7 protein-coding genes are annotated in these 13,468 nt (G+C 64.0%); 5 read left to right on the top strand and 2 right to left on the bottom strand.

Going from position 1 to position 13,468, the window contains the following annotated elements:
- Positions 1 to 701: 701 nt before the first annotated feature.
- From mobF to GFY24_RS40530, 3 genes are all read left to right on the top strand, one after another.
- The gene (gene mobF / locus GFY24_RS40540; protein WP_153810421.1) at positions 702 to 6,305 is read left to right on the top strand and encodes a MobF family relaxase; all 5,604 of its coding nucleotides are present in this window, start codon (positions 702 to 704) and stop codon (positions 6,303 to 6,305) included.
- 388 nt (positions 6,306 to 6,693) lie between these two features.
- Positions 6,694 to 7,044, top strand: a complete 351-nt coding sequence (locus GFY24_RS41520; RefSeq protein ID WP_194853227.1) for a hypothetical protein — start codon at positions 6,694 to 6,696, stop codon at positions 7,042 to 7,044.
- Positions 6,987 to 7,442, top strand: coding sequence for a TIGR02391 family protein (locus GFY24_RS40530; protein WP_194853226.1), 456 nt, complete (start codon positions 6,987 to 6,989; stop codon positions 7,440 to 7,442). The genes GFY24_RS41520 and GFY24_RS40530 overlap by 58 nt, the downstream gene beginning before the upstream one ends.
- A 372-nt stretch (positions 7,443 to 7,814) precedes the next feature.
- Here GFY24_RS40530 and GFY24_RS40525 read toward each other — a convergent pair whose 3' ends face one another.
- Positions 7,815 to 8,576 carry a methyltransferase domain-containing protein gene (locus GFY24_RS40525; RefSeq protein WP_228567156.1) on the bottom strand — a complete coding sequence of 254 codons (762 nt, stop codon included), beginning with the start codon at positions 8,574 to 8,576 and terminating at the stop codon, positions 7,815 to 7,817.
- 233 nt (positions 8,577 to 8,809) lie between these two features.
- On the opposite strand from GFY24_RS40525, the gene GFY24_RS40520 reads away from it, so the two are divergent.
- Together GFY24_RS40520 and GFY24_RS40515 are read left to right on the top strand one after the other, a co-directional pair.
- Positions 8,810 to 9,382 carry an NUDIX domain-containing protein gene (locus GFY24_RS40520; protein WP_153810417.1) on the top strand — a complete coding sequence of 191 codons (573 nt, stop codon included), beginning with the start codon at positions 8,810 to 8,812 and terminating at the stop codon, positions 9,380 to 9,382.
- A 340-nt stretch (positions 9,383 to 9,722) separates the two neighbouring features.
- Positions 9,723 to 13,109, top strand: a complete 3,387-nt coding sequence (locus GFY24_RS40515) for an ATP-binding protein (RefSeq protein WP_153810416.1) — start codon at positions 9,723 to 9,725, stop codon at positions 13,107 to 13,109.
- 11 nt (positions 13,110 to 13,120) lie between these two features.
- On the opposite strand, the gene GFY24_RS40510 is transcribed toward GFY24_RS40515, so the two are convergent.
- A complete protein-coding gene (locus GFY24_RS40510; RefSeq protein ID WP_153810415.1) occupies positions 13,121 to 13,282 on the bottom strand; it encodes a hypothetical protein in 162 nt (53 codons plus the stop codon).
- Positions 13,283 to 13,468: the final 186 nt, after the last annotated feature.

The raw sequence follows: 13,468 nt of genomic DNA, 5'->3' as shown, positions 1-13,468 counted from the left end.
CCGGTCGCTGTGATGCGTGCACGCGCATCACCGCCGTCAACACCGACAGTCTCTGCACACAGTGCCGAGTCTGGATCGGTCTGGACGTGCCCGCCCCGCGCGAGCACGCCGCCTGACCTTCCAGCACGTCCGATCTCCGGTCCGCCGTGGTGTCCACTCCCGCGGCGGACCGGCCACCACCGCGCCCTCTTCCCCGTCAACGCAGGAGCCACATCGTGTCCACCTTGTCCTTCATCGCGCGGACCACGATCCTCTACATCCTCGTATTCACGGCGTTTTATTGCGCCGCGTACGCCTTATTCCATGTCCTGCCCATCGATCTGAACCCTCCGGTCCAGCTCCCTTGTCCCTCAAGCGGTCCTGTCGCTCACGTGACGTAATGCGCTGACGGCCTTCAGGTTCGATGTCGGCAGGTAAGCAGTCCTCTCCGCTTACCTGCCGAACCCCACCATCTCTCACCCCCACCATCTTGCCCACCTCCCTCACCGCACCCACCCCACACCTTCTCAATCCCACCCCCTCACCTATCCGTTCTTCTTCTCCCACACCCCAATCCCCCTTCTTCCTCCTATTAGCGCCAATCAGACCTCTTGCATAACGGGGCACAATTCGATTACAACCAGGCAAAATAGCTGAACTGGTAATTTCTTTATCAATTCCGACTGTAGACATGCACTGTTGCACAGGGTTTCGATGGATGTGTGACAGCGACGCTGCACAAAGTGTTGGCCGGCAACGGCTATCTGTATTACCTGCGGCAGGTCGCCGCCGGCGATTCCACCAACCGGGGCCCCGGGACACTCGCCGACTACTACTCGGCACGGGGTGAGTCACCTGGTCGGTGGGACGGCAGCGGCCTGTCCGCGTTGGGCCTGAACGGCGGGGACCTCGTCACCGAAGCGCAGATGAAGAGCCTGTTCGGTGAAGGACGCCACCCGAACGCCGACGCCATCGAGACCGCGGTCATCGACCGCGAGATCACCGCCGGCGCCAAACCCACAGACGCCCTGCGCGCAGCGGACAAGGCCACCCGACTGGGTCGTCCGTTCCGGGTGTACCAGGGCGGCAACGAATTCCGGGAACGCTGCGCAGCCGCGTTCGCCGAGCACAACACCGCACACGGCCTGCACCGATCAGCAGCCATCGACGACGATGTCCGTGCCAGCATCCGCAGCCGCGTCGCCACCACGATGTTCACCGAAATGATCGGGCGGCCGCCTTTGGATGCGCGGGAGTTGTCGGGGTGGGTGGCCCGTAACTCGCGCCCGCAATCGGCTGCGGTCGCCGGATTCGACATCACCTTCAGCCCGGTCAAGAGCGTGTCCGCGCTGTGGGCGATCGCCCCAAAGTCGGTGTCCGACACGATCGCGGCTGCGCACGACAAAGCCATCGACGATGCGGTCACCTGGCTGGAAAAGCACGCGATCTACTCCCGATTGGGAGCCAACGGGATACGGCAAGTCGATGTCGAGGGGATCATCGCCGCCCGGTTCGTCCACCGCGAATCACGAAGCGGGGACCCCGATCTGCACACACACCTGTTGATCGCCAACCGGGTCCGCACACGCGATGGCCACTGGCTCACCCTCGACGCGGCCGTGATCTACCGGCTGATGGTGACCGTAAGCGAGATCTACAACACCCGTTTGGAACACCATCTCGAGCACGACCTCGCGGTGTCGTTCAGTGAACGCCCCGGCACCGATCCGGCCAAGCGACCGATCCGCGAAATCGACGGTGTGCCACTGGCGTTGATCGAGTACTGGTCCCGTCGTGATGCCGCGATCACCGCACGCCTCGATGTGCTCGCAGCCAAGTTCGAGCGTGAAGTCGGGCGCGAACCGATGCCGAAAGAAATGTTCGCGCTGATGGAGCGCGCCACTCTCGAAACCCGACCGACCCGCCACCGATCACGCTCGTGGGCCGAACAACGCGCTGACTGGCGCCGGCAAGCCGAAACGATCCTCGGCTCACCAGAACTGCTGTCGAAGACGGTATCGACCATCCTGTCTCACCGGTCCGCACCACGCCGCCGACTCACCTCCACCCAGATCGCGGATATCGGGCGTCGCGTCGTGGCGACGGTGTCCGCGGAACGGTCGAGCTGGCAGTGGCATCACGTCCGCGCCGAAGCCGAACGGCAGCTGCGCGGACTACTGAACAGAGACGATTGGGCCACCACGGTCGAAGCGGTAGTCTCCGAGACTCTCTCACCGCTGCACGCGGTCGCGCGAGGCGATCCGGACCTGGCCCACGAGCCCGTCCTCGCCGACGTTCCACCCCTATACCAGCGCACCGATCGCACCAGCGTCTACACCAGCGCCGGCACCCAGACCTACACCAGCGTGCATCGTTTGGGCACCACGCAGCGGTTGATCGAGTTGTCGCTGCGCATCGGCGCCCACACGCTCGCCGCCGACGATGTCGATATCGCGATCCGCACCTACCACCGCGATCCGGCCAACGCCGGGCGTCGGCTCAACGCCGGACAGGTCTCGGTCATCACCGATTTCGCCCGCTCCCCCTGGTTCATCACCACCACCAACGCACCCGCCGGCGCCGGGAAGACCACCGCGATGCGCGTGCTGGCCGATGCTTGGCGCGCCGACGGCGGAACCGTGCTCGGCTTGGCTCCCACTGCCGCGGCGGCGGCTGTGCTCGGTGAAGCGATTGATGCCCGCACCGAAACGGTCGATAAACTCCTCGACGTCCTGCGTAAACACTCCCCCGCCACGGTGGGCTCGGTCGAGGCCGTCCGACCGTTTCCGCCGTCGCTGCCGCAGTGGGTGCTCGAGATCGACGCGCGCACACTGGTCATCGTCGATGAGCACGTGCGCCTCGGCGACGACAAACGACTGGCGCTGTTCGACTTCCTTCTCGACCGGCAGGCGCCGGTGCGGTGCGTCGGCGACGACCATCAGCTGCCCGCAATCGAAGCCAGCGGCTCAGCAGCAGACACCGCTGATGCCGCGCGTGCGTCGACCATGACTCAGGTGGTGCGCTTTGCCTCCACCATCGAGGCATCCGCGAGTCTCGCACTGCGCGAAGGAGATCCGAGCGCCCTCGGGTTCTACCTCGATCACCAACGCATACGTTCAGGGTCACCGGCCGCGGTGCGCGAACAAGCCTATGCCGGATGGATCGCCGACCAGCTCGCTGGCCGTGACACCGTGATGCTCGCCGCCACCAACGACATCGTCACCGCACTCAACGACCAAGCCCGCGGCGACCGAATCGGCCGCAGCGACACTACGGTCGGTGTGGAAGCTGAACTGGCCGACGGACTGCGCGCATCGATTGGTGACATCGTCAGCACCCGCCGCAACAACCCGAGACTGCGCCTGGGCCAACACGACTGGGTACGCAATGGCTACCGGTGGACAGTCACCGCCGTACATCCTGACGGCGCTATCTCCGTTACCCATCTGCGTTCCGGCCGCCGCACCGGTGAGACCACTGTGCTGCCCGCCGACTACGTGCGCGAGCATGTCCGTCTCGGATACGCGATGACCATCGACTCCGCACAAGGAATCACCGCCGACACCTGCCACGTCGTGCTCACCGGCACCGAATCCCGCAACCAGCTCTACGTCGCCCTCACCCGCGGCGCCACCACCAACACCGTGTACGTCACCACCGCCATCGACGGCAGCGAAGCCTCCTTCTGGACCGAACCCGGCCTGTTCCCCCGCACCGCCGTCGAAGTCCTACAGCGAATCCTGGCCCGCGACAACACCAACCAATCCGCACACACCGAGCTGCGTGACGCACTCGACCCGCACCAACGTCTCGGCCCCGCGATCGATGCCTACCACGACGCACTCGCACTCGCCGCCGAGCACGCACTCGGCACCGAACGGCTAACCGCCCTCGACGCCCACGCCGAACACATGTGGCCGGGACTCACCGACGCGCCCGCCTACCCGGCGTTGCGCGAGGTTCTCTCCCTCATCGCGTTATCCGGGCACGACCCTCACGACGCGCTCGCCTCTGCGCTCGCCGCGCGAGAGTTGGGCACCGCCGCCGATCCCGCCGCCGTGCTGCACTGGCGTCTGGACACCGGCCATGCCTATCCCCGCGAGACTCAACCTCTGCCCTGGGTACGGGGGCTGCCGCGGAACCTGCCCGAGGGCCTGGTATCCGAGCATCTGCGCGCCCGCGCACACCTCACTTCCCATCTCGCCGAGCAGATCCGCGCCGATACCCGGGGCTGGACAGCTACGACGGCGCCAGTGTGGGCGAGACCGTTGCTCGGCAACGACGCACTGATAGGTGAGCTCACTGTCTGGCGAGCCGGCCGCCACACCATCGACACCGACCTGCGGCCCACGGGCCCACCCGGTTTCACCGCCCGCGAGCACGACCATCAACGGCTGCTGGATGTACGGGTCACCGACATACTCGGCGACCTGCACACCGCGATCGACATGTGGTCGCCGCTGGCCAAACGCCTCGACGCCCGCGTTCTCGACGACCCGTGGTGGCCGCAACTAGCCGACAAACTCGACGCCGCCGCCCGAACCGGACTCGACATCGACACGCTACTCACGCACGCCGCAAGCGCGCGGCCTCTGCCCGACGAGATGCCTGCTGCCGCACTCTGGTTCCGGCTCGGTCTGGACCCCTCGGCGCTGCAGACCGCGACCGATGCCACCCATCTACGGCCCGACTGGACCGCCCATCTGCACCAGCTCCTCGGCGAGGATCTCACCGACACCGTCCTTGCCAGCCCCGCCTGGCCGCGCTTGGTCGCCGCGGTCGACCACGGCACCGCCGAGGGGTGGGATCCGCGCGAGTTGCTCATCACTGCCCAGGAGCTGCTCGCCGCCGCCGTGCACGAGGACCCAGGACCGCGACCGGACCAGTACGCCACCGCACTCGCCTGGCGCATCGAAGCACTTCTGAACCCAGTCACCCCATCGCCAGCCACCGCGACCGAAGTTGGCGAAAGCCGCACCACAGAAACAGATTCGGACGAGACCATGCCCCGACAAGACGACGGCGCCGCACCCTCGAGGCCCGAGGAACAACCAGCCGACTCCCACGATCATCCTCGCGACACAGACACAGACACCGACACCGGCGATGCGATCACCGCTGAGCTTCACGTCGTCACCGCCCTGTTCCACGCCGGACGTGTCGCCGAGGCCAAAGACGCACTCATCGCGGCCTCCCGCGCGGCCACCGACACCGAACTCGATGTGCTCCAACGTGTCGCGACCACGCTCTACCAGAACAGTTTCCCGGTCGCCAAGGCTCGCCTGCGGTGGGCCGCCGAACAGTTTCCCCAGCACCGCGCGCTCATCGAAGCCGCAACACCCGCCACCGACCCGCACACCTACAACCCTGATTTCGGGGTCAGACCCTCGAGCACCATCGGCAGTACCGACCACGCCGCACGCGACCACGAACCCCGCATCGATGACAGCCCGGCGCGCGTACGGCCCACCGCCACCGACATCGCCGCTGCCCGTGGCACCGCCGAATATCTCGACACACGCGCCGATGTCGATGCCGCACCGCGTCATCTGCCATTGCCCGAAGGCGCACCCCACCGGTACTACAACCCGAACCCCCACGACCCGCGCACGACCCAGCAACCCTTGGACTACGACCTTGCCGCAGTACCCGACACCCGCGGATTCGACTGCGTGCACTGCGGTCTCGAGCGGGCCGTACTCGACGCCACCCCACCCCCGGGTCGCCGTGGCGATGACGGCTTGTGCGGCGAGTGCCGCGACAACGACGCCCCCGCGATACCCGACCACGAACCACGCGACCATATTGCGGCGCGATGCGCACACATCGCCGACGTCTACCCCACGTCTGCTGCGTTGACGATGCTGCGCCGTGACTGGTACAGCGCGCCTACCGCCGACCTCCGCGCTCAGATCGAAACCTGGGTAACCCAACACCTGACCGATGCCGCCACGCCTTCGAACCCCACCGACCTGGATCCCGCCACCGCAAATCCGCTCCGCGTGCTTGCCGACGCCGAACTGGCTCAGCGCATCGAGGACATCACCCTCCGACTCGCGCTCGCCGATACCGAAGCGCTGCTCTACGGGCCCGCCCAACCCCAAGCCGACACATCATCGAGCCCCGACAACGATTGGCTGATCGATGAATTGGGCGAACTACAACACGAACAACAGCGGCGATCCCACCTCACCGCTGACGCAGCAGAAGCCGAACAGGATCTCCGCCGAGATGCCGACAGCGTCGAATCCCAGTTCCCCGCACGCGATATCGGTCCCGAGGCGGTCGACCGCACGGATACCACCAGCCCCGGAGCCGATCTGTGACAACGAGCTTGCACCCGAGCGTCGCGCCGGCTAGCCGAACTCCCTTGTGGCGAGCCATATTCCATACCAGCGCAGCAGATCAGAGATCCGCTGCTGGGATGTTCTCTGGGGGTCTTGGACCTGTATCGGGCTGTTGCATCTGCTGATCTTCGGGCTGGTTCTGCAACGGTTCTCTGAGGGTGTTCAACAATATTCTGCAGCAAGCCGTGGCCATACGACGCTCGATATGCGTCGCTATCGGACAAACCAAATCGGCCGCGACTCACCACGTTCGCCCGCCCCGGGGGGCGGGCTGACTCATAAGGGAAGCGGTCACTCAGTATCGAGATCCAACTGCCAACCGAATATGGTGCGCGGCCCAGCTACGGCACGTGTGAAGATGGCGGGCGTGAACCTCGAAGGGATCAAGGTCGATTGGGTCTACCAGCAGCTCAATTCCTACATCGATGAGACCAAAGCTGTAGGTCAATCGACCGCCAACGTCTTGACGCCACGGACCGCGCCGTCGTGCGGGCGCGCATCGGCTATCCGGCTCACCGAAACCGTTCGCCCGATCCTGGATCGCCTCTACCCTGAATGGAAGTCCGAGAACGCCACCAGCAAGAACGATGAGTTCAAGCAGGAACGCGATGCCGCGCAGCGCCTGATTGCCCGTTGGACAGCCGCATGGAGGTTGCGCAGATGCTGGGCGGTCTGGACAACTCCCCGCAGATCAAAGCCTCGGAGCTGCATCCGCTGATCTGGCAAGCGGCCTCCGCGCAATGGGCAACCGGCCACCGGCACGAAGCAGTGTTAGCCGCGGCGAAGGCGGTGAATTCGCTTCTGCAGGCGAAGGTGGGGCGTCGCGATGTTTCAGACCTCGACCTAGTAAAGCAGGCGTTCTCCAAGGATGAGCCCCAGCCGGGAAAGCCCCGCCTTCGGTACGGCCTCGTCGTCAGCAGCGATCAAACGGCTGAGTCGATGCGCCGCGGGGTGATGGAATTTGGATCGGGATGCTTCAGCGCGATCCGGAATCCGTTGGGGCATCTCCCCAACGACGAGATCGAGCTGACTGAGCACACCGCGCTGGAGCGGTTGTGTGCGTTCAGCCTGTTCGCGCGGTTTATCGACGACGCGGATCTCAAGATCGGCGGCTAGCACACCGGTGTCATCCTCGCACATTGCGCCGCTTGAGCCCGCCGATATTCACCCCGAAACGCCGCGGACTCGATCCGCGATCATGTAATCGACACCTGTCGTTATTCGCTACAGCCACCACGAAAGCCACTGAGCTGCGCAAACCTCCGCCTGCGCAGCTCGGAATCTCAGTCACCCCAAGAGAAGTTGCTCCCACACACTCGGATCGTCCGGATCCAGGTCGGCGTCGATGAGTGCTTGGCGATCGATGTGCTCCATACCTTCTTGGACGTGTTGCGGCGCTGCGGGTTCCGCACCGTCACCAGCCCTGGGAGTGTCACACCGACGATGACAAGTGAGTGGGGCGCGCGGCGGTGTCGAGCGGACCGATCGTTACGGAGCTGTCTTTCGTGCGATGAGCTGGAACAACCGCGCAAGATGGATGTAGGGCGGCAAAGCTGTGGCGGCGAGTTCGAGGCGTTCGAGCTCGACAAAGAAGTCTGGTTCTCCCTTGCACTCATCGTCGATATAGTCGCAAAAGGTGCGAATGCCGTAGTGACCAATACCCTGGCAGCCAAGGTCGGTCAGGATGGCAGTGATTTCCTCGGCGGTGTGCAGGGTCACCTGCGAGTCGAACATCTCCGTTCGCGCCCGATCGGTTGTCAGCGCGGCACGTGCGGCGGAGGGATCCGCTTCGCGGACAGCGATTCTCAACGCTTCCGAGTATCGGTTGAGCGCCATCACCGACAACAACCCTCCCGGTATGAGCGCCCCGAGCGCTACGCCCAGCAGTCCGCGAACGTCGTCGACGTACTGCAGAAGGTTATGACAGATCACGGCATCGAACTGTGCTGCGGCCAGCTCTTCGGGAAGGTCGGTCGCGTCGGCTTCCACGCACGCGATGAGATCGCCGAGGCCAAGGGCCCCAGCACGTTCAGTGGCCGCAGCGAGCATCGCCGGTGCGAAGTCGACAATGGTGACCCGATGGCCCTGAGCGGCCAGGCGTACCGCGTCACCGCCGTCGCCGCCACCGAGATCGAGGACCCGTAGGGAGAGAGAACCCGCGCTGTCGAGATGACGGACCAGGTTTGCCTCGACGATCGAATAGCGCAGCCGACCCCACGGCGCTTCCTGCCATTCCTGCCAGGTGCTCATCGCGGACCCGAACCTCTCAGCAGCATCAGCCATCGGCAGAGGATACCGACCGCCGTACGGGATCGAAGGCCTTCTCAGTAGCCGCCCGCGACCGGCCGTCGCGGGTCGCCGCACGCGGAGTCATGCGGACACGACGGCCGGAGCAGCGAAGTGTGGCGGCAGTGTTGTCCGCCGATTCGATCGGTCCGGCGTGAGGCGCAACATGTCGGAGGGCACCGGTAGGGTTCGCCGCTATGCGGCCTGCCACTGCGGTCGTCGCGGATCTCATCGCGGGCATCTCGCCCTTCGATGATCTCGAACGACGCCACATCGCAACAACTTTGGATTGGCTCGGATCGACCGACGATATCTTCCGGACGGCCAAACCAAACATTCCCTCACCACACCTTGCCGTCTACACGGTCATGGTCGATCCCGAGGCGCAAGGGGTGTACCTCGGACAGCATCGCCTCGCCGGACTGCATCTACCGATGGGCGGACACGTCGAGTCCGGCGAACACCTGTTAGCAGCGGCCCGTCGGGAAGCCAGCGAAGAACTCGGCATCGAGGCCGAATTCGATGTGGTGGGCCAGCAACCGGTGCTGCTCACCAACGGCACCGTCGGCACCACGCCGGTTCATACCGACATTTCGTTGTGGTACGTGATCCGCGGCGTTCGCACTCGCCGGTACACGCTCGACCCCAGCGAGTTCGACGGTGGACGGTGGTGGGATCTGGACCCGTACGGCCTGTCGGCCACCGATCCACACCTGCCCCGATTCCTCCGCAAACTCGACAGCATCCTGCTGCCCGAGACACACCGGTGAGCAAACTGGTCGTGACTGCGGAAAATCCGGCTCCAGTGTCTTTGCTCAGCAGGCTGCGGAGCTAGTAGTACGCGTCCTTCGAAGAAGAAGGGATGGCAAGGTCCGAAGAGCGGTCAGCAGCCGACGTCAGACCTCTATCGACCGACTGGCGGCGGATCATCTCGATCCGCAGGCCGGGCAGTTTCAAGAACAGGATTCTCGTCGTTCCAAGATCAGACCCCGCGCAACGATAAACTAGCCACCGCCCCTGCATATTACGGACGATCAGATTCGCGCCAAGGTGGGCAAGAACCAGAAGACATACCTTAGATCAGGTTTCTGATCGAGTACTTTCGATGTCATGTTGCGCATGGACGGGGGAGCCCGCGCCGCCTCGGGGTTGTTCTACCAGTACCTGTTCACGATCGAATCGTTTCTCATCCACATCGAGGCCGACTGGCCTCCAGAGGCAGAGGTCGTGATCGAGGACAGCGGGGACGCCGATGCCGAAGACCCGGACGTGGTCGACTTCGCGATCCGGCACCCCGACCACGGTGTAGTTGCTGTACACCAAGTCAAATCCACGAATGATCCCGCTTCCAACACGATGAGCGCCGCGACAGCACTGAGGATCCTCATTCGGCTGTCTGGATCGATCGACTGCCCCGAATACGTGGTCACCACCAACGAACGTCCAGGCCGTGAGATCAACGAGCTGAACGACATCCTCATCGCGGCACGCAGTACGCAGCCTCTCACCGACTACGAGTTCCTATCGCAGCTGCGCATTCTCGCGGCCGCTTCGACGGCAGCGTCGACAGAGTTGGCGGCAGTGGCACAAAATGCGGCGGCGGTAACTCGCCTGCGCCATGGCCGCGTCCAGGCAACCGGGGAAACTGCGGAGACGATTCGCCGACGCATCCGAGCGCACATCCGAGAGTGGCGAGCAGCGCATGGGCTGGCACTCGGTGAGAACGCCGCACGCCTACTCGAAAAGTCGACGATCACAGAGGTTTTCGAACGAGCGGCCGGCATCGAAACGGTAATGCCCACGAACGAAGGTGCCCCGGCCCGAGCCGTGTCCCTGGCGGCTTTCACCGCGTTGCTGGCGACATCACCGCTGCTGCTTGCCGAGGCAGTCGGTGCCGACGAAACCGCGATCGGGCTACACCACGTACCCTCCAGAGAGGGTATCGCCCGGGACGAGCAGCTCACCGCGATCCGGACGCGGTTCGACAACATACGCTCGCGGCGCTCGCGCCGATGCGCCGTGCTGGGTCGATCAGGGCTGGGCAAGACCCGCTTGGCCGCCATGTATGCCCACACCGAGTCCGAGGCTTACGACCGTGTGTGCTGGATCGACGCCGAATCCGACGCTGCAATACTTGCATCGGTGGTGGCGCAGCGACGAACGCTCGGTCTGCCCGACCTCGAACCCCAGCTACCGCCCACGGAAGTTGCAGAACGCTTCCGAGCCTCGATCGCCGCCTTCCCGGGCCGATGGCTGATCGTCTTCGACAACGCACACCACCCCGATGACATCGGCGACTGGTTGCCACACGTCGGTCATGTGCACGTCCTGATCACCTCGAACAACTCGGTCGATTGGACGGCCTACCGTCCGATACGCATCCCTGCGATGTCGGATGAGCAGTCGGTGGCACTGCTGTCTTCCCGGCTGGAGGCGGATGTGGCTAACGGCCCCGCGGTCACACGAGCGTTGTACACGGTCGCTCGGCGATTCCAAGGCTGGCCGTTGGTAATCCAGGTCGTCGCCGCTCACTTCGGGTCGTTGTCCGCGCTGATCGAAGGCGCCGAGCAGTATCTGACGCAGATCGACGCCTACGTCCTCACGGACGCATCTCTCGACCGTGACGAATATCCGCGGACTCTGCAAGCAGCGATCGGGATCTGTCTGGATCGGCTGGAGGCCACCGCGATTCAGACCGGTGACGACGCAGACGCTGACGCGTACAACATGCTCGGAGTCGGCTCGGTGCTGGCGTCTCGCTCGATCCCAGCCATACTGCTCTTCACCTCCACTGTTGTACCCGAAACGGCGCTGCGGGAATCCGGTTACCAACTGCTGGTTCCTGCCGAGCCAGAGTTGCCTGCGGTTGATCGAGTAATCCGCCGAATCCGCAGCGAGTCACTGATCGACCGGGCAGAAAATCCTGACCCGGACGCCGCATCGGAACTACGGGCTCGCGTGGACATCAACGAGATCGTGCAGCGGATCGTGCGCTCACGCTTCAGCATCGAAATACTGATCAACCGCGCCTCAGCCCACCTCGGTTCCTGGCTCGACTATTACCTGAACAACAATCAATACGCCGAAGCGGTTATTCTGCAACCCCATTCGCTCGCAGTGCTCGCCCATGCCAGCGAATGGAACGGCGACAAGGAAGCCGTCAGATACGCAGCCTCCCTCGCCGGCAACCAGGCAAACCTGCTCGATGTGCAAGGGCGTAGCACCGAGGCGATAGCCTGGCTGAACTTCGAAATGAAACTGCTACTTGCGCAACCGAATCGACAAACCCGGCTGGTCGTGAAGACCTCCGCTCAACTGGCACGAACACTGAGACTCCTTGGCGGCACGCAACAAGAGATTCTTCCCCATGCAGCAACAGCGATCGAGGCGCTCGAACATGCGGCAGCTGAGAACGATCGCGACTGGGATGCTGAAGTGATACGCCATGAATTGCAGACATGGATCGACGCCGCGATGAGCAAGGCGCAGTTCACCTTCCAGGACGTCGAACCATTGCAGGATCTCCAGCGGCGCGTGCACGCGTTGTCGGCAGAGTTCCCCGCAGATGCTCGTGCGGAGTCGATAGACACCAACTCCGAGATCAATGCACTCCTCGCGCACCGCGAAGAGGAGCGAGCACTCGAACTCATCGACGCCACCCTGTCCGACCTAGACAGAAGCGACCCTCTGCGGCGACTGAATCTCGTTGCCTACCGTGTCGAAGCCCTCGCCTACCTCCATCGCACCGTCGAGCTCACCGCTCAACTCGACAGCCTCGACGCCGACCTCACCGCGCACCCGCAGATCCGCGCAGGGATCGCCACGACATTGCTGAACGCGTGCTTCGCCCTGTGCGCCCCGCTAGTGGACGGTGGTGTCGACTCGACAACGCACCAGCAACTGGACCGTGTCCTCAGACTCGCTCGCGGTCTGCTTGTCAGCCAGTACGAACGCTGGTGTCACGCTCTATTCAGCGCCTACTACTCCAGCACCCAAGATGACCGCGTCGGCGTCCAATCGATACTGACCATTGCTGCCACCCTGCGCCCGGAGAAATCACCGGACACCGTCATCAGCACGAACGAACTCGACCACCTACAGTCTTGGATCACCTACTGGCTCGAATGCGCCGACCGCGGCAGACCAGCACATTGGTTCGACGGCGCACTCGGCCACTTCCAACACTCAAGCCCCGATGCTGATTCCACGCCAGGACTCTGGCTGGGTGTACGGATCCCAGGGCACCGCAGCACGATCCTGTCGGCCACCAGCTACCACGTACATTGGCTCGACGATCCAAGCACCACAGCGTTGACCGCGGACCTTCGCACCATCGACACCGGCGACCCGGTCGCTCGTGTCCGCATCGCCGAAATGGCAGGTTTGCTGAGGATCACACCAACCCCGATAAAAGGACTCATCATCACCAGCGACAGCCATCCTCTCCATCAGTCACACGCACACTTCCAAGCGCCACCACCGCCTACACCGCGGTGAGCAAGAAGATCTCATCCTTCGGCCTTTATATCCTCATCCCGCTCGCCGAATTCGTCGAGCGGGATGGTCGGGCCGTCGACCACCAGGAGGTCGCGTGAGGAAGCCAATTGCCCTTTGATTTCCTCGACGGATTCGTGAGAACCGAAGACATCCGGACCGTGCGTTCGTCTCACCGGCCTCAGCTCGCCGCGCACTCTATCTGTGCGCTAGAAGTCCGGAGCTGCTGGTGGTTCGGAATCTGTCAAACCGGATGAGACAGGTCAGGCTGCCTGTTCTGTGTCGGCGTTCTCCTTCGGAGGCGGGTTGATCCAGGCCGTTTCGGGGAGCTCGGGCGGGGTCGGTGTGCCACGAAATCGGCC

It is taken from the genome of Nocardia sp. SYP-A9097 (assembly GCF_009649815.1).
GTDB lineage: Bacteria > Actinomycetota > Actinomycetes > Mycobacteriales > Mycobacteriaceae > Nocardia.
The sequence above is the reverse complement of the archived record's forward strand: the minus strand, read 5'-3'. Positions and strand labels throughout refer to the sequence as shown.

Coding starts and splice junctions, on each gene's coding strand:
- GFY24_RS40530 (WP_194853226.1), top strand. CDS start 6,987: ATGCTGGGCGGTCTGGACAACTCCCCGCAGATCAAAGCCTCGGAGCTG.
- GFY24_RS40525 (WP_228567156.1), bottom strand. CDS start 8,576: ATGAGCACCTGGCAGGAATGGCAGGAAGCGCCGTGGGGTCGGCTGCGC.
- GFY24_RS40520 (WP_153810417.1), top strand. CDS start 8,810: ATGCGGCCTGCCACTGCGGTCGTCGCGGATCTCATCGCGGGCATCTCG.
- GFY24_RS40515 (WP_153810416.1), top strand. CDS start 9,723: ATGTTGCGCATGGACGGGGGAGCCCGCGCCGCCTCGGGGTTGTTCTAC.